Source organism: Streptomyces sp. RK9 (genome assembly GCF_045070545.1).
Classification (GTDB): domain Bacteria; phylum Actinomycetota; class Actinomycetes; order Streptomycetales; family Streptomycetaceae; genus Streptomyces; species Streptomyces alboflavus.
Genome location: NZ_CP173704.1, coordinates 1116062 through 1132394, shown reverse-complemented (window position 1 = coordinate 1132394; position 16333 = coordinate 1116062). Strand labels below are relative to the sequence as shown.

Annotated in this window: 13 protein-coding genes; 2 read left to right on the top strand and 11 right to left on the bottom strand. The window is 73.5% G+C overall.

Annotated elements, in window-relative coordinates:
• Positions 1 to 31: 31 nt before the first annotated feature.
• From AB6L24_RS25225 to pdhA, 6 genes are all read right to left on the bottom strand, one after another.
• Entirely contained in the window at positions 32 to 1147 is a 1116-nt protein-coding gene (locus tag AB6L24_RS25225; RefSeq protein ID WP_405658711.1) for a potassium channel family protein, read from the bottom strand.
• Positions 1144 to 3240, bottom strand: coding sequence for a molybdopterin-binding protein (locus AB6L24_RS25220; RefSeq protein WP_405658709.1), 2097 nt, complete (start codon positions 3238 to 3240; stop codon positions 1144 to 1146). Before AB6L24_RS25220 ends, AB6L24_RS25225 begins: the two co-directional genes overlap by 4 nt.
• Positions 3237 to 4409: an NTP transferase domain-containing protein gene (locus AB6L24_RS25215; RefSeq protein ID WP_405658707.1), complete on the bottom strand. Its 1173-nt coding sequence runs from the start codon at positions 4407 to 4409 to the stop codon at positions 3237 to 3239. The genes AB6L24_RS25220 and AB6L24_RS25215 overlap by 4 nt, the downstream gene beginning before the upstream one ends.
• Positions 4410 to 4499: 90 nt before the next feature.
• Positions 4500 to 6194: a dihydrolipoamide acetyltransferase family protein gene (locus AB6L24_RS25210; protein WP_405658705.1), complete on the bottom strand. Its 1695-nt coding sequence runs from the start codon at positions 6192 to 6194 to the stop codon at positions 4500 to 4502.
• The gene (locus AB6L24_RS25205) at positions 6194 to 7198 is read right to left on the bottom strand and encodes an alpha-ketoacid dehydrogenase subunit beta (RefSeq protein WP_405658702.1); all 1005 of its coding nucleotides are present in this window, start codon (positions 7196 to 7198) and stop codon (positions 6194 to 6196) included. The genes AB6L24_RS25210 and AB6L24_RS25205 overlap by 1 nt, the downstream gene beginning before the upstream one ends.
• Entirely contained in the window at positions 7195 to 8337 is a 1143-nt protein-coding gene (gene pdhA / locus AB6L24_RS25200; RefSeq protein WP_405658700.1) for a pyruvate dehydrogenase (acetyl-transferring) E1 component subunit alpha, read from the bottom strand. The genes AB6L24_RS25205 and pdhA overlap by 4 nt, the downstream gene beginning before the upstream one ends.
• Before the next feature lie 191 nt (positions 8338 to 8528).
• Here pdhA and AB6L24_RS25195 point away from each other — a divergent pair, with 191 nt between their 5' ends.
• Positions 8529 to 9029, top strand: a complete 501-nt coding sequence (locus tag AB6L24_RS25195) for an Lrp/AsnC family transcriptional regulator (RefSeq protein ID WP_380842935.1) — start codon at positions 8529 to 8531, stop codon at positions 9027 to 9029.
• Between the two features lie 75 nt (positions 9030 to 9104).
• Here AB6L24_RS25195 and AB6L24_RS25190 read toward each other — a convergent pair whose 3' ends face one another.
• Together AB6L24_RS25190 and AB6L24_RS25185 are read right to left on the bottom strand one after the other, a co-directional pair.
• Positions 9105 to 9698: a TetR/AcrR family transcriptional regulator gene (locus AB6L24_RS25190; RefSeq protein ID WP_405658697.1), complete on the bottom strand. Its 594-nt coding sequence runs from the start codon at positions 9696 to 9698 to the stop codon at positions 9105 to 9107.
• Positions 9695 to 11209 carry a 3-hydroxyacyl-CoA dehydrogenase gene (locus AB6L24_RS25185; RefSeq protein WP_405658695.1) on the bottom strand — a complete coding sequence of 505 codons (1515 nt, stop codon included), beginning with the start codon at positions 11207 to 11209 and terminating at the stop codon, positions 9695 to 9697. Before AB6L24_RS25185 ends, AB6L24_RS25190 begins: the two co-directional genes overlap by 4 nt.
• A 216-nt stretch (positions 11210 to 11425) precedes the next feature.
• On the opposite strand from AB6L24_RS25185, the gene paaN reads away from it, so the two are divergent.
• Entirely contained in the window at positions 11426 to 13117 is a 1692-nt protein-coding gene (gene paaN / locus AB6L24_RS25180) for a phenylacetic acid degradation protein PaaN (protein ID WP_405658693.1), read from the top strand.
• Between the two features lie 35 nt (positions 13118 to 13152).
• On the opposite strand, the gene AB6L24_RS25175 is transcribed toward paaN, so the two are convergent.
• Genes AB6L24_RS25175 through AB6L24_RS25165 form a run of 3 tightly spaced genes read right to left on the bottom strand, consistent with a single transcriptional unit; the run spans position 13153 to position 16155 of the window.
• A complete protein-coding gene (locus AB6L24_RS25175; protein WP_405658691.1) occupies positions 13153 to 13965 on the bottom strand; it encodes a TrmH family RNA methyltransferase in 813 nt (270 codons plus the stop codon).
• A 46-nt stretch (positions 13966 to 14011) separates the two neighbouring features.
• Positions 14012 to 15307, bottom strand: a complete 1296-nt coding sequence (locus AB6L24_RS25170; RefSeq protein WP_405658689.1) for an HTTM domain-containing protein — start codon at positions 15305 to 15307, stop codon at positions 14012 to 14014.
• Positions 15304 to 16155 (bottom strand): DUF5819 family protein, encoded by an 852-nt coding sequence (locus AB6L24_RS25165; RefSeq protein WP_405658687.1) that lies wholly within the window; start codon positions 16153 to 16155, stop codon positions 15304 to 15306. Before AB6L24_RS25165 ends, AB6L24_RS25170 begins: the two co-directional genes overlap by 4 nt.
• Positions 16156 to 16333: the final 178 nt, after the last annotated feature.

Genomic DNA, 16333 nt, shown 5'->3' with positions numbered 1-16333 from the left:
GCGGACACCCCACCCCGCGCTCAGTCCACGCTCAGCCCTGCCGGGGCGACCGCCACGCCTCCGTCGCGACCGGGGGCGGCATGGCCGTCGCACTCGGCGACGCCCGCACGATGGTGATCAGACGGTCCGTCAACTGCAGCTCGCCGATCGCCGGATCGTCGTACCCGAGGACCCGATGGCCGCGTACGACACTCACGATCAAGTCGTCCGTCTCCCGCACGCCTCGCCCCACCTCGGCCTTTATCACCGGCCTTTCGACGAGGTCGAGCCCGCTGCCCTGCTGGATCAGGTCCTCCATGACCAGGCCCGCGCTGGGGCTGAGCACCGAGAGGCCGAGCAGCCGGCCCGCCGCGCTGGCACTGGTGATGACGGCGTCGGCGCCGGACTGGCGCAGCAGCGGCGCGTTCTCCTCCTCGCGGACCGCCGTCACGATCTTCGCCCCGCGGTTCAGCTGCCGGGCGGTGAGCGTGACGAGGACCGCCGTGTCGTCGCGCTGGGTGGCGATGATGACCTGGCGGGCGCGCTGCAGTTCGGCGCGGAGCAGGACATCGCTGCGGGTCGCGTCGCCGACGACCCCGGCGAAGCCCTCCGTGGTGGCCGCGTCGACGGCCTTCGAGCTCGGGTCGACGATCACGATCTGCTCGGGCTTCAACCCGGTGGCCTGCAGTGTCTGCACCGCCGACCGGCCCTTGGTGCCGAATCCGACGACGACGGTGTGGTCACGCAAGTTGGACCTCCAGCGGGACAGCCGCCATTCCTCGCGGGTGCGTTCGGTAAGGACTTCCAGGGTGGTGCCGACCAGGATGATCAGAAAGAGCACGCGCAGCGGTGTGATCAGCACGATATTGGTGAGCCGCGCGCTGTCGCTGTGCGGCACGATGTCGCCGTATCCGGTGGTGGAGAGCGTCACGGTGGCGTAGTACGAGGCATCGAGCAGGTCGACCTCGTTGTTCGCGTTGTCGTGGTAGCCCTCGCGGTCGAGCCACACGATCAGGATCGTCAGCGCGAGCACGCACAACGCCATCAGGAGCCGCTTGCCGACCTGGACCAGCGGACGCTCGACCACACGTCGGGGCAGTTTGACCCGATGCGTCACCAGATGTTCGTCGGCTTGGCGCGCGATGGCGTCATGGCCGGGAAGTTTCACGTGAAACACACCTCGTCGTCGGGGCCGCCGATGCCCAACTCGCCGGGCAGGCCGCCCGGTTCGGTCCAGGGCAGATCAAGGATCTCCAACTCCCGCCCCCGCCGCGCGCCGCCCGGCGGAATCACCGCGAGCCCGTCGGCGACGGCAATGCCCCGCAGCATCGCGGGGCCGTTGTAGTGCAGCGGTACGGCGTGCTCCCCACGCAGCACGACCGGGACGAGCCGGGTGTCGTGCGGATGGCCGTGTACGTCCTCACGCAGCGGCGCGGTGTACGGCTCCGCGGCGGGACGGCTCGCGAGCCCGCGCAGCAAGGGCTCGGCCAGGGTGAGGAGGCCGGAGACGGCGGCGAGGGGGTTGCCGGGGAGTCCGACGAGGTGGCGTACGCCTGTGTTCCCCTCCTCCGTGGAGGGGAGGCGGGCGAGCAGCATCGGGTGGCCGGGGCGGACGGCGACCCCGTCGACGAGCAGCTCGGCGCCGAGGCGGCGCAGCGTGGGGTGGACGTGGTCGACGGGCCCGGACGCGGTGCCCCCGGTCGTCACGAGGACGTCGGCCGTGGAGGTGGCGAGGGCTTCGTACAGCGCCTCCGCGTCATCCCCGAGCCGCCGCACCGCGGTCACTTCCGCGCCCAGCGCCCGCAGCCACGGCGGCAGCATCGGCCCGAGCGCGTCCCGGATCAGGCCGTCCTGGGGAAGCCCCTCGGTCAGCAACTCGTCCCCGAGGACGAGGACTTCGACCCGGGGGCGGGCGGCGACGTACAGCGCGTCGTAACCGGCGGCCGCGGCGAGGCCGAGCACGGCCGGTGTCACGAGCGTGCCGGACGGCAGGAGTCGTTCGCCCGCCCGGCACTCCTGGCCGCGCGGCCGGATGTCCTGTCCCGGTACGACCTCCCGCTGCGCGTGCAGCCGTCCCTTGCCGTCGACGTGCCCGTGCTCGCTGCGGATCACGGCCGTCGTGTCACGCGGGATCCGGGCCCCGGTCGCGATCCGCACGGCCTCCCCGTCCCCCAGCGGCTCGGGACTGCCCTGCCCCGCGAGGATCCCTTCGGCCAGCACCCCCCAGGGCCCCGGCCCCGCCACGGCCCATCCGTCCATCGCGGAGGTGTCGAAGGAGGGGAGGTCGGTGAGGGCGGTGAGGGGGGTGGAGAGGGTGCGGCCGAGGGTTTGGGGGAGGGGTGTGCTTGTTGCTGGCGGGGGCGCCTGGAGGGTCGGGGGAGCCGGGGTGGCCCCGGACGCCGAGGTGGCCCCGGACGCCGAGGTGGCCGGAGGTGCCTGGGTGGCCCCTGAGGCTCCGGCGCGGCGCGCGATGGTGCGGGCTTCTGGCCAGAGGGTGGCGCGGGTGTGGGGCTTGGGGGGTGCGGAAGCTTGCGCGGGTGGGGGGTGAGGGGTGTTGGTGGGGGTGGGTGGCTGCGTGGTGGGAGTGTGGGGGGCTGTGGGGTGGGTGCCCTGGGCTGTGGGGTGGGTGCCCTGGCCTGTGGGGTGGGTGCCCTGGCCTGTGGGCTGAGTGCCCCGGCCCGAGGACTGAGTGCCCCGGCCCGAGGGCTGGTCGCCCGGGGTGAAGCGGGCGCCGGGGGCATGGGTGCGGGCGCCGGGTGGGCCGGGCGGAGGGGCGGAGACGTCGGGCCAGGCACCGGTGGCGGTGGGACGGTCGCCGGGGCCGGGGGGCCAGCCGCCGGGCGGGGTGAGGGGGTCGGCAGGGGTGTCGGACGTGCCTTCGGGCGGGGTGGGGGGTGCGCTGGGGGCGTTGCGTTGGGTTCCCGGTGTACGGGGGGCCGTGCCGGGTGCGTCGGGGGAGCGGGCGCCGGGGGCGTGGGCGGAGGCTGCGCCGGGGGCGTGGGCGGAGGCTGCGCCGGGGGCGTGGGCGGAGGCTGCGCCGGGGGCGTGGGCGGGTTCTACGTCGTCCGGGTGGGCCTGGTGGGCCGCGTTACCCGGGTGGTCCGACCCGCCCGGGTGGTCCGACCCGTCCGGGTGGCCCGACCCGTCCGGGTGGCCCGCGTGGCCCGGGTGGGCGGCGCCTGCCCCGGTCCTGGCCCGGTCCTCGTTCACCAGGGCGAGGGCTTCGTCGAACTCCGCGTCGGCCGCGTGCTGGCCGGTCATCGGGGGCCCGGCTCCGTGCCGGAGGGCGCGCCGGGGGCCGTGCCGGAGGCCGTGCCGGGTGGCTGCGTGCTGGAGGCCGCGCCGGGTGGCTGCGTGCTGGAGGGGTCCTGCGTACCGGAGGGGTCCTGCTCGCCGGACGGCTCCTGCTTGCCGGACGGCGTCGGCGCATCGGACGCGGGCTGCGTGCCGGACGGCCTCGACGTCCCCGCCCCGGGCGCCGACGCGCCGCCGGGCTCGTCCGGCTGGTCCTCGTCCGCCCACCGGACGGCGAGCGCCGCCGCCTTCCGCGCGGCCTGGGCCACGGCTTCCGGGCCGCCCCCGCCCGCTTGGGCCAGCGCCGCCGCGTACCCGACGAGGAACGTGGTCAGGGGCGCCGCGGGCCGCGCCACACCGTGCGCCGCGTCGCGGGCGAGGTCGAGCAGGATGCCGGTGTCGACGTCGAGCTCGATGCCCAGTTCGTCCTTGACTGCGGAAATCCATTCATCCAACACGTGCCCATGCTCCCTGATCCGCGCGCGGGCCGTGGCGATGTCGTCCCAGGTGTCGCAGTCGAACGCGGCGAGCGGGTCGGTGACGCGGACGAGCGCGAGGCGGGCGGTGAGGCGTCGGAGGGGCAGCCCGGTGAGGCCGTGCGCGCTCTCGGCAGCGCCGGACGAGGGCGCTTCGCCACGGCCCACCTGGGCGTCCGGGGCCTCCGGGGACTCCCTCAGACCCGCCAGTTCCCTCCGCAGCGCCCCGCTCCGGTAGGCCGCGACGAGCGGCTGGTCCCGGCCCTCGGGGTCGGTGAGCAGCACGCCGTCCGCGCCGTCGGCCGTGGCGAGGGTGGTGACGAGTCGGCGTACGGTCTCCGGCCGCAGGAACGGCAGGTCGGCGGAGAGCACCACGACCAGCTCGGCGCGCGTGCGCCGCAGCCCGGCGTCGAGGGCGGCGAGCGGACCGCCGCCCACGGGCTCCTCGCGGGCCCACTCCACGGGCCGTCCGGTGGGCCGGGGCGCCGCGACGACGACGGTGGTCCCGGCCCCGGCGCACGCCGCGAGCACCCGGTCGAGCAGGGCCCTGCCGCCCACGCGCACGCCGGGCTTGTCCGCGCCGCCGAGCCGCGCGGCCCGCCCGCCGGCGAGCACGACGGCGTCGAACGCGGCGGTGTCCGGAGCTGTGCGCGAGGTCATCCCCCGAGTATGGGCGCACCCCCGGTCAATGCCACCCCCGCACCCGCGCTCCGGCCCGCACCGCACTCCCGGTGCGTGCCGGAGCGTGCGTCACACCGACCGCAGCAGCACCGCCGGCTGCTCCACGCAGTCCGCGACGAACCGCAGGAACCCGCCCGCCGTGCCGCCGTCGCACACCCGGTGGTCGAAGGTGAGCGACAGCTGGACGACCTGACGGACCGCCAGCTCGCCCTGGTGCACCCAGGGCTTGGGCACGATCCGGCCGACGCCGAGCATCGCCGCCTCGGGGTGGTTGATGATCGGCGTGGATCCGTCGACCCCGAACACCCCGTAGTTGTTCAACGTGAACGTCGACCCCGTGAGTTCCCCCGGCGTCAGCGTCCCGGTCCTGGCCGCGTCCGAGAGGCGGGCCAGCTCCGCGCTCAGGGACTCCGTGTCGCGTGCGTGCGCGCCCTTCACGACGGGCACGACGAGGCCGCGGTCGGTCTGCGCGGCGAAGCCGAGGTGCACCTCGTCGAGCCGCACGATCTCACGGGCTTCCATGTCGACCGTGGAGTTGAGCTCGGGGTGGCGCGCGAGGGCGGCGGTGCAGACGCGGGCGAGGAGGGCGAGCAGGGAGACCTTCGGGCCGCCCGCCGCGTTCATCGCCCGGCGCGCGGCCATCAGTTCCGTCGCGTCCGCGTCGACCCAGCAGGTGGCGTCCGGTATCTCACGACGGCTGCGCGCCAGCTTGTCGGCGACGGCGCCGCGAACACCGCGCAGCGGGATCCGCGTACCGCCCCCGGAGGTCGCGGCAGACCGTGCGCCACCGACTGCCCCGCGCGCGCCGGCCGGTGTCTGCGCCCGCGCCGCCGTGCCCTCGGTGACGCCCGCCCCGGGGGTCCCGAAGGTGGCGCCGATGCCCGACGCCACGGCCCGTGCCGCCGCGGACGCCGACGCCGGGCCCGCGACCGGCGCGACCGCCGCCGCCGACGCCCGCATGGCGTACTCCACGTCGGCCCGCAGGATCAGCCCGTCAGGACCGGATCCCACCAACTCCCGCAGGTCCACGCCGTTCTCCCGGGCGAGCTTGCGGACGAGCGGGGAGATGACGGGGACCGGGCCGTCCCCATGAGCGGGTGCCGCACCCGGACCGGGGCCGGCCCCGGCTTCGGCCGCAGCAGGCGTGCCCGCCGCCCCTGCCGTCACGGTCGCCGGTGAGCCCTCCGCGTGGGAGGCGGCGCGAAGACCCATGCCCGCGTCCGCGGAACCCCCGCCCGAACCCGTACCGGCACCAGCACCGGACACCGTGTCCGCGCCGCCGCCTCCGGGCTGCCCGGCAGCCCCCGACGCGCCCCCGCGCGCGGGCCGCACCCGGCGCCGTCGCGCGGGCGCCGCCGCCGTGCCGTATCCGACGAGGACGTTCCCGGACGCCTCGTCCCGGCCCTCCTCGGGAGCACTGCCCGACTCGTGCGCACCGCCCGCCTCGGAAGTGCCGTCGGCGGAAGCACCCGCGCGCGTACCGGAGTCGGCCGCGCCGGTCTCCAGGTCAGCGACCGACGCCCCCACCGCGACCGTCAACAGCGGCGCGCCCACGGGGAGTTCCGTGCCCTCCTCGCCGAAGCGGGCCGTCACCACGCCCCCGTACGGACAGGGGACCTCGACCATCGCCTTGGCGGTCTCCACCTCCACGACCGGCTGGTCCACCTCGACGACGTCGCCGACCCGCACCAGCCAGCGGGTGATCTCCGCCTCCGTGAGGCCTTCGCCGAGATCGGGCAGCTTGAACTCGAGGACCTGCGCCATCAGCTCTCCGCCTCCCACTGCAGCCGTGCCACCGCGTCCAGGATCCGGTCGACGCCGGGCAGATGGTGCCGCTCCAGCATCGGCGGCGGATAGGGGATGTCGAACCCGGCGACCCGCAGCACCGGCGCCTCCAGGTGGTGGAAGCAGCGCTCCGTGACGCGCGCGGCGATCTCCCCGCCGGGGCCGCCGAAACCGCCCGACTCGTGCACGACGACCGCGCGCCCCGTGCGCCGCACGGACGCCGTCACCGTCTCGTCGTCGAACGGCACCAGCGAGCGCAGGTCGACGACTTCGAGGTCCCAGCCCTCGGCCCGCGCCGCCTCGGCGGCCTCCAGGCAGACGGGCACCGACGGGCCGTACGTCAGGAGCGTCGCGCTGCGGCCCGCCCGCCGCACCACGGCCTTCCCGATGGGTTCAACGGTCGAGGGCGCGTCCGGGTTCCAGTCCGCCTTGGACCAGTAGAGGCGCTTCGGCTCCAGGAAGACGACCGGGTCGTCGGAGGCGATGGACGCGCGCAGCAGGCCGTAGGCGTCCTCGACCGTGGCGGGCGTGACGACGTGCAGCCCGGGCGTCGCGATGTAGTACGCCTCGGAGGAGTCGCTGTGGTGCTCGACGCCGCCGATCCCGCCGCCGTACGGAACCCGGATGGTGATCGGGAGCGGCATGCCGCCCCGGGTGCGGTTGCGCATCCGCGCCACATGCGAGATCAACTGCTCGAACGCGGGGTACGCGAACGCGTCGAACTGCATCTCGACGACGGGCCGCAGCCCGTACATCGCCATGCCGACCGCCGTCCCGAGGATGCCCGCCTCCGCGAGCGGGGTGTCCGTACAGCGGTCGTCGCCGAACTCCTTCGCGAGTCCGTCGGTGACCCGGAAGACCCCGCCGAGGGTGCCCACGTCCTCGCCGAGGACGTGCACGGACGGGTCGTCGGCCATCGCGTCGCGCAGTGCGCGCCCGAGTGCCTGCCCCATGGTGGCCGGTTTCACGGCGACAGTGGTCATCGTCCTGCTCCGTCCGCCTCGTTCTCGGCCTCCAGCTCGGCCCGCAACAGGGCCGCCTGCTCCCGCAGTTGGCTGGTCTGCTCGGCGTACACGTGCGTGAACAGGTCCATGGGGTCGAGGGCCGGGTCCTGGTTCATCCGGGCCCTGAGGTCCGCGGCCATCGCCTCGGCGTCCTCGCGGACCGCGCGCCTGCGGTCCTCGTCGAGCAGGCCGCGCTCGGTGAGTTCGCGCTCCAGGAGGACGATCGGGTCGTGGTCCTGCCAGGCCTCGACCTCCGCGTCCTGGCGGTAGCGCGTGGCGTCGTCGGCGTTCGTGTGCGCCTCCATCCGGTACGTGACGGCCTCGATGAGGGTGGGGCCGCCGCCCTCACGGGCGTGGCGCACCGCTTCGGAGAGGACCTCGTGCACCGCGACCGCGTCGTTGCCGTCGACGAGACGGCCCGGCATGCCGTATCCGACGGCCTTGTGGGCAAGGGACGGCGCGGCCGTCTGCTTGGCGAGCGGCACGGAGATCGCGAAGCCGTTGTTCTGCACCAGGAAGACGACGGGCGCCTGCCAGACCGCGGCGAAGTTCAGCGCCTCGTGGAAGTCGCCCTCGCTGGTGCCGCCGTCGCCGACCATGGCGAGCGCCACCACGTCGTCGCCCTTCAGGCGCGCGGCGTGGGCGAGGCCGACGGCGTGTGGGAGCTGGGTGGCCAAGGGGGTGCAGAGGGGGGCTATGCGGTGCTCACGCGGGTCGTAGCCGGTGTGCCAGTCGCCGCGCAGCAGCGTGAGGGCCGCCACCGGGTCGAGGCCGCGGGCGACCGCCGCGAGGGTGTCGCGATAGCTGGGAAACAGCCAATCCTGCTCGCGCAGGGCGAGCGCGGCGGCGATCTCGCACGCCTCCTGGCCGGTGCTGGACGGATAGACGGCGAGCCTGCCCTGCTTGGTCAGGGCGGTCGCCTGCGTGTTGTACCGCCGGCCGCGCACGAGCTCGCCATGGAGGCGGAGAAGCAGCTCCCGGTCCGCCTTGCGCGCGGCGTCCGTGCCGAGCACGCGATACGGCTCGGCGTCCGGCAGCAGCGGCGCCGGATCGGTCCTGAGCTGCCATGCGGGGGGCGGGGCGGGCCGGTAGGCGCCCCGCTGCTCCATGACCGTCATGACGGCACCTCCTGGTGGGAAGCGATCTCCTCGTGGGAGCGGCAACAGAGGCGCGACGATGTGATGCGCCTCACCTACCGATTGTTCGGTCGTCGGCACATTTTGGCTACAGGCACCTCCAGGCTGTGGACAAACGGTTCTCCACAGCCTGAGATGAACGCAGTACGTCCATGGTAGGGAGGCGGGGAGACATGGCACCTGAACGAATGGCCGACGGGAACGCGGCGGGACGTCCGGAACCCCAGCCCCGCCCGCTGGACGCGATCGACCGCGACATCCTGCAGATCCTGCACACGGACGGTCGTGCCTCGATACGCTCCGTGGCCGAGCGGGTGCACGTCTCGCGGGCGAACGCCTACGCGCGTATCAACCGCCTCATCGAGGACGGCGTCATCCGTGGCTTCGGCGCCCGCATCAACCACGAGCGGGCCGGCCAGGGCGCCTCCGCCTACATCACCCTGAAGATCGTCCAGAACACCTGGCGCACGGTGCGCGAGCAGCTGCGGACCCTGCCGGGCGCGTCCCACATCGCGCTGGTCAGCGGGGACTTCGACGTACTGCTCCTGGTGCACACGCCGGACAACCGCGCGCTGCGCGAGCTGGTCCTCACACGTCTCCAGGCCATGCCGGAGGTCCTCAGCACGCGCACGCTGCTGGTCTTCGAAGAGGACGACCTGGAGGCGGAGGGCTGACACCGGGCGGCCGCACAGCGCGGCCCCGGACGCCCTCCCCCGTCAGCCGCCTGTCAGCCGTCGGGCGGCCGTCGATCAGCCGTCGGTGCGCAGCCCCGCGAAGGCCATCTGCACGACGGCGTCGGCGACTTCCTGGCCGCTCGCGGCGTTGTGGGCGTCAGGGCGGTACCACTCCACGATGGAGTTGATCATTCCGAAGAGCAGCCGGGTGGCGAGCCGCAGCTCGACGTCCGAGCGCAGGTCGCCGTCCGCGACGGCCTCCTTGAGCAGCCCGGCGACCTCGTGGTCGAACTCCCTGCGCCGCTCAAGGGCCCAGCGCTCGGTGTCCGTGTTGCCGCGCACGCGCAGCAGCAGCGTCACATAGGGCAGCTCGGCGACCAGGACCTCGACGGTGCGGCGCGTGACGTACTCCAGGCGTCGCACCGCGCTGCCCTCGCGCGCGTGCTCCTCGGCGAGGATCCCGAAGAGGCCGTCGAGCGCCCGGCTCACCGCGCGGCGCAGCAGTTCCTCCTTGCCCGCCACGTGGTGGTAGATCGACGACTTGGAGATGCCGGCCGCCTTGGAGAGGTGCTCCATGGACGTGCCGTCGTAGCCGCGCTCGTTGAAGACCCGCACGGCGACCTCGAGGAGGGTATCCGGGGTGTACGTGTCGCGCCTGGCCGCGGTCATGAGTGCTCCTCCCGCGCGGCCGCCTGGCGCAGCGCCTGTGAGGGGGCGTAGCGCCCTGTGGGGTACTCGCCGTGCATGCTGTCGAGGAACTCCGCCACCCAGTACGTGCGGAGCGCGGCTCCCCAGGAGAGCGGTCCGCGCGGGTAGTTCACGCCCAGGCGCATCGCGGTGTCGATGTCGTCGACACCGGCCACGCCGCGCGCCACCGCGTCGTGCGCGAAGTCCACGAGCTGGGCGACCGTACGGGCCACGATCAGCCCCGGGGCCGCGCCCACGACGCTGACCTTCTTGCCGAGCGCCTGGAACAGCCCCACCGCCTCGGCGAGGGCCTGCTCGCTGACGCGGGCCGCCGGGGCGAGGGCGATCCGGGTGGCCGAGGCGTAGTCGAGCGCCAGGTCGAACTGGACGGTGGGCTCGGCTGCGGCGTCGGCGGACGAGCCGTCGGCCAGGCAGAGCCGGACGCCGCTGGGCAGTTCGAGCCAGCCGGGGTAGTCCGGGTGCGTCGCGTCCCCGGCCTCGACGCGGACCCCCGCGGCCTCGATGAGCGGGACCAGTGCGGCGGCCTGGAACAGCTCGCCGTGCAGGGCGACGGACTCCGGGGCGGGCGCGGGTGCCGCGGTGTGCGGCTCGGCCTTCTCGGCGTCCTCTCCGTAGGCGTACCAGCCCTGCCCCGACTTGCGTCCCAGACGCCGCGACTCGACGAGGCGGCGCTGGGCGAGGGACGGGGTGAACTTGGGGTCCTGGAAGAACGACTCCCACACCGAGCGGGTGACGGCTTCGTTGACGTCCTGGCCGATGAGGTCGGTGAGTTCGAAGGGGCCCATCTTGAAGCCGCCGCACTCGCGCAGGACCGCGTCGATCGTCGCGGGGTCGGCGGCGCGCTCCTCGTGGAGGCGCAGCGCCTCGGCGTAGAAGGGCCTGGCGACGCGGTTGACGATGAACCCGGGGGTGTCGGCGCAGCGCACCGGTGTCTTGCCCCAGGCCTTCGCGGTGTCGTACGCGCGCGTGGCCGCCGCTTCGTCCGTGGCGTGGCCGCTGACGACCTCGACCAGGGGCAGCAGCGGGGCGGGGTTGAAGAAGTGCAGTCCGACGAAGCGGCCGGGGTGCTTCAGGGCGCCCGCGACGGCGGTCACGGACAGGGACGAGGTGTTGGTCGCGAGCAGGCAGCTCTCGGCGACGACCTCCTCCAGGTCCTGGAACAGCCGCTGCTTGACGTCCAGTTGCTCCAGGACGGCCTCGACGACGAGGTCGCACCCGGCGAGGTCGGCGAGGCCCTCGACGGCGGTCAGGCGGCCGGTCGCAGCGTCGCGGGCGGCGGCGTCGAGGCGGCCCTTCGCCACGAGCCGGTCGAGACGGGCGGTGATCGCGGCGGCCGCCGTCTTCGCGAAGCCGGGCGCGGCGTCGTACAGCCGCACGGGGTGGCCCGCCACCAGCGCGACCTGGGCGATGCCCTGGCCCATGGTGCCGGTGCCGACCACGGCGACGGGGCCGCTGAGATCGAGTGCTGTCATGCTCGCGATCCTCCCGCACGGGGGTATTGGCCGGGGAACAGGGGTCTTGGCCAGGGGTTCGGGGCGGCCGGGGGGAGGTTTTCCACAGGTTCGGCAGACCCCCTTGTACCGACCGATCGTTCGGTTACTCTAGCCCTGTCCAGCTGTTCCTGCCCACTGCCCCTGCCCAGCTCGCCAGCTCGAAGGAGAGCTGACTCGACGAGGAGTTGGTCCCTCATGGCCGCCGAACTCACCGCGCACCAGCTGATCGCCAAGCACCGGCCCACCCTCGACCAGGCGCTGGAGACGATCCGCACACGCGCGTACTGGTCGCCGCACCCCGAACACCCCAAGGCCTACGGGGAGAACGGAAGCCTGAGCCTGCCCGAGGGCAAGGCGGCCTTCGAGGCCCTCCTGAACAGCCGCTTCGACCTCGACCAGCCGGGCACCGACGACTGGACGGGCGCGGAGACCTCGCCGTTCGGCCCCGAGCTGGGCGTCACGTATCCGCATCCGGACGTGGACACCCTGCTGCCCGCCATGCGCGCCGGGATGCGCGCCTGGCGCGACGCGGGCGCGGAGGCCCGCGCCATGGTCTGTCTGGAGATCCTGTCGCGCATCAGCGCCCGCACGCACGAGTTCGCGCACGCGGTCATGCACACCAGCGGCCAGGCCTTCATGATGGCGTTCCAGGCCGGCGGCCCGCACGCCCAGGACCGCGGCCTGGAAGCGGTGGCGTATGCCTATGTGGAGCAGTCCCGCACCCCCGACAGCGCGGAGTGGACCAAGCCCCAGGGCAAGCGCGACCCGCTCGCCCTGACCAAGCGCTTCACACCGGTCGGCCGCGGCATCGCCCTCCTGATCGGCTGCAACACCTTCCCCACGTGGAACGGCTATCCGGGCCTGTTCGCCTCCCTGGCCACCGGCAACCCCGTCCTGGTCAAGCCGCACCCCCGTGCGGTGCTGCCGCTGGCCCTGACGGTGCGCGTCGCCCGCGAGGTCCTCGCCGAGGCGGGCTTCGACCCGAACCTGGTCGCGCTCGCCGCCGAGCGGCCCGGAGAGGGCATCGCCAAGACCCTCGCGACCCGCCCCGAGATCAAGATCATCGACTACACGGGCTCGACGTCCTTCGGCGACTGGCTGGAGGCCAACGCCCGCCAGGCGCAGGTCTACACGGAGAAGGCGGGCGTCAACACGGTCGTCGTCGAGTCGACCGACAACTACAAGGGAATGCTGTCGAACCTGGCGTTCTCCCTGTCGCTGTACAGCGGCCAGATGTGCACGACCCCGCAGAACCTCCTGATCCCCCGCGAGGGCATCGCGACGGACGCGGGCGCGAAGTCGTACGACGAGGTGGTCGCGGACCTCGCGAGCGCGGTGGACGGCCTCCTCGGCGACGAGGCCCGGGCCAACGGCATCCTCGGCGCCCTGGTCAACCCGGACGTGAAGGCCCGCCTGGACGCGGCCCCCGGCATCGGTGAAGTCGCCCTCGCCTCACGGCAGGTCAGCAATCCGGAGTTCCCCGACGCCGTGGTGCGCACCCCGGTCATCGTCAAGCTCGACGGCGCCAAGCCGGACGCCGAGGCGGCGTATCTCAGCGAGTGCTTCGGCCCGGTCTCCTTCGCCGTCGCGGTCGACTCGGCGGCGGACGCGGTGGAGCTGCTGCGGCGCACGGTGCGCGAGCAGGGCGCGATGACCGTCGGGGCGTACACGACGTCCGCGGAGGTGTCCTCGGCCGTCGAGGAGACCTGCCTGGAGGAGAGCGCCCAGCTGTCGCTGAACCTCACGGGCGGGGTCTATGTGAACCAGACGGCGGCGTTCTCGGACTTCCACGGCTCCGGCGGCAACCCGGCGGCGAACGCCGCGCTGTGCGACAGCGCGTTCGTGGCCAACCGCTTCCGCGTGGTGGAGATCCGCAAGGAGGCGTGAGCCGGGCGGCGCCACGGCCCCCGGGGGGAGCAGGCTCAGGCCTGGGCCTTCGGGGGCGTGCCCGACGACCAGTGGAACAGCGCCATCGCGACGCTCGTGGCGAGGTTGTAGCTCGACACCTGCGGCCGCATCGGCAGCGCCACCAAGTGGTCGGTCCGGGCGCGCAGTTCGGCCGACAGGCCGCTGCGCTCGGACCCGAAGGCCAGCACGGCGTCATCCGGGATCTCGACGCCTCGGATGTCCTCGCCCTCCGCGTCCAGGGCGAACAGGGGCCCCTTGGGCAGCTCCCCGACGTCCACGCGCTCCACGGCCGTCGCGAAGTGCAGGCCCGCGCCACCGCGCACGACCGTGGGGTGCCAGGGGTCGAGAGTGCCGGTCGTCACCACTCCCGTCGCGCCGAAGCCCGCCGCGAGCCGGATCACGGCCCCGGCGTTGCCGAGGTTGCGGGGGTCGTCGAGGACGACGACGGGGGCGGCCCTGGGGGTGTGCTCCAGCGCCCGCAGGTTGGCGGCACGCGACGGACGTACCGCCAAGGCGGCCACGGCCGTGGGGTGCAGCCGGGGCACGAGCGCGCGCAACGTCGCCTCGTCGGTCTCGGCGAGCAGCGCGTCGAGCGCGTCCGACACGTCCGGCGCCAAGTCCTGCGCGAGGGCGAGGACGGCGGCCTTGTCGCTGGTCAGGGCCACAGGGATGGAGGCGTCGAAGCGAAGCGCGTGCTTCAGGGCGTGGAAGCCGTCCAGGAGTACGGAGGTGTCGGCGAGGCCGTGCCAGACACGGACCGGCTCGGTCGGTTCCCCGCTCCGCGGACCGCGGTCGCCCGCCCCGTCCGTACGACTGCTACCGCTCATCGCCCACTACCGCCGCTTTTTCTCCGACCCGTACTGCCGCTGCCGCTCACGCACCGAAGCCTACGCGCGCGTGCTCAGCGGCATCGCGGGGCTGTTCCTCCCCTGGCGGCCCCTGCGGCACCTCCGCGCGGGAGAGCCGCGGCACCCGCGCGAGCAGCCGCGTGCGCGTGCGGGCCACCCAGCCGCCGAGGCGCCGCAGGAACGACGTGGGCAGGAACACCGCGTCGGCCGCGATCATCGCGAGCGAGAAGAACGGCAGCCCCAGGACGACGGCGATGACGGCGTGCTCGAAGATCATCACCGCGAGCAGCACGTTCTTGACGCGCCGGTTGAACAGCGTGAACGGGAAGGCGACCTGCACGGCGACCGTCCCGTATGTCACCAGCATCACCAGGACGCCGTGCGAGGTCAGCAGGTCGGCGAGCTCGGGCCAGGGCGAGAAGTAGTCGAGCTGGAGCGGGTAGTAGACGGCCGTCCCGTCCTGCCAGCGGCTGCCCTGGATCTTGTACCAGCCCGCCGTGGCGTAGATCAGGCACGCCTCGACCATGATCACCAACAGGGCGGCGTTGTGGGCGAGGTTGGCGACGACGTCGAGCAGCACACGCGCCTCTCCGTCCGGCGCGCGCCGGACGGCTGCCCACCACAGCCCGTGCGCGACCCACATCCCCCAGAACAGCAGCAGCCAGAACCAGCTGAGCTCCCCCAGGAACGTCACCACGGACAGGGCGAGGCCGAGCACCCACCACAGGGCGGGACCGACCCGGTCACCCCCGCCCACACGGGCTCCACCGTCGGCATGGCGGTCGTCATCAACGGCATGACTGTCGTCAAGGCCGCCGTCGTCCCCGTGGTCGTACTGCGGGGCACGCGCGCGTGCCGCACGGCGCGCGTCCAGGGACCAGACCTGGCCGCACCGCGTGAACACCAGGTAGATCGCCATGAGGTGGATGACGTTGTCGCCGCCGTCCCCCATGAAGATGCTGCGGTTCTGCAGCGAGAGCACGCCGATCATGAACAGCACGGACATCGTGCGGGTGCGCCAGCCGACGAGCAGCAGGGCGCTGGAGACGATCGCCAGGAAGTAGACGCTCTCGAACCACAGCCGGCCGTCCGACCACATCAGCGCCGTGAAGGCGTCGTTGGCGGAGATGAGCTGCCGCGCCATGTCCCAGCTCCACGGGCCGTCGGGCCCGTACAGCTCACGCCGGTGCGGCAGTTCACGCAGCAGGAAGAGCAGCCAGGTGGCGGCGAAGCCGATACGGACCACCGCGGTCTGGTACGGGCCGAGGGCCTGGGCCGTGACACGCTGCACGCCCCGGGCGAGCGGATCGAAACTGATCACCGGACGCCCCCGTTCTGCGCCACGGCCACATCCCTGTGCGCGCGGTCCTCACCGGCCAGCGGCAGGTCGCCCGGCGTGACCGACCACCACGGAAGCACCCGCAGCACGGGCTTGCCGCTGATCTTCTCGTCACTCCACTCCGGCGGCTGTACGGCCGTGGTCCGGGACCTGACCTGCACCTGGTCGAACGCCTCCCCGCGGGCGAGCGGCTCGTGCCGGTGGAGGCGCAGCAGCACCATGCGCCGGATGTAGCGCTCCGACAGCTCACCGCGCAGACCGGTGGGACGATTCTGCGCGTCGTGCGTGGAGACGAAGAAGTCCCAGCCGCGGCGCAGCTCGTTCTGCTGCGTGTGGCTCGGCAGCAGGTTGTGGTCGATGGCGGCGCCGTCCTGTGCGGACAGGTCGTACCAGCGTGTGGTCCGGCCGGCCCCGTCCGCGGTCCGGATCTGCGCGCGGACCTGCACCGCCACGTTCTGCTGCAGTGGGTTCGGCGCGAACAGCTTCCAGTTCTGCTCGAACTCGGGGTAGATCCAGTCGTCGACGGTCCGGCCGTGCTCCTTGGTGACGGTGTTCGACGGCGCCACGTGCAGGAACACCATCCCGACGTGGACGCAGACGGTGGCCACGACCACGGCGAGGACGAGGACAGCGACGGCCTGCGAGCGGCGGGAGAGGGCGGCGATGCCGGTCCGGGCGGGTGCGGCGCCGGAGCCTGCGGGTACGGATGCGGATGCGGCGCCGGAGTCCGCGGGTGCCGCGTCAGGGCCCACGGGCACGGCGTCGGAGCCCGTGGGTGCGGCGCCGGACCCGGCGGATTCGCCGCCCACATCCTTGTCGTGCCCGTCCATCTCGCCCCGTTCCTCGACCCCACGACCGAACCCTGCCGCCGGAACCGTACTCAGGCCCGCCCGCCAGGCCCAGCGTCCCGGAGGTTATCCACAGGGTTGACACCTTATGGCGAGGCGCCGCACCATTGAATTCCAACGAACCGAACGATCGGTCGGTCGGCGGGTTCGACGGAATGCC

Excerpts from the sequence above, each read along its gene's own strand:
- AB6L24_RS25220 (WP_405658709.1), bottom strand. The coding sequence starts at position 3,240 with ATGACCGGCCAGCACGCGGCCGACGCGGAGTTCGACGAAGCCCTCGCC.
- AB6L24_RS25215 (WP_405658707.1), bottom strand. The coding sequence starts at position 4,409 with ATGACCTCGCGCACAGCTCCGGACACCGCCGCGTTCGACGCCGTCGTG.
- AB6L24_RS25210 (WP_405658705.1), bottom strand. The coding sequence starts at position 6,194 with ATGGCGCAGGTCCTCGAGTTCAAGCTGCCCGATCTCGGCGAAGGCCTC.
- AB6L24_RS25205 (WP_405658702.1), bottom strand. The coding sequence starts at position 7,198 with ATGACCACTGTCGCCGTGAAACCGGCCACCATGGGGCAGGCACTCGGG.
- pdhA (WP_405658700.1), bottom strand. The coding sequence starts at position 8,337 with ATGACGGTCATGGAGCAGCGGGGCGCCTACCGGCCCGCCCCGCCCCCC.
- AB6L24_RS25195 (WP_380842935.1), top strand. The coding sequence starts at position 8,529 with ATGGCACCTGAACGAATGGCCGACGGGAACGCGGCGGGACGTCCGGAA.
- AB6L24_RS25190 (WP_405658697.1), bottom strand. The coding sequence starts at position 9,698 with ATGACCGCGGCCAGGCGCGACACGTACACCCCGGATACCCTCCTCGAG.
- AB6L24_RS25185 (WP_405658695.1), bottom strand. The coding sequence starts at position 11,209 with ATGACAGCACTCGATCTCAGCGGCCCCGTCGCCGTGGTCGGCACCGGC.
- paaN (WP_405658693.1), top strand. The coding sequence starts at position 11,426 with ATGGCCGCCGAACTCACCGCGCACCAGCTGATCGCCAAGCACCGGCCC.
- AB6L24_RS25175 (WP_405658691.1), bottom strand. The coding sequence starts at position 13,965 with ATGAGCGGTAGCAGTCGTACGGACGGGGCGGGCGACCGCGGTCCGCGG.
- AB6L24_RS25165 (WP_405658687.1), bottom strand. The coding sequence starts at position 16,155 with ATGGACGGGCACGACAAGGATGTGGGCGGCGAATCCGCCGGGTCCGGC.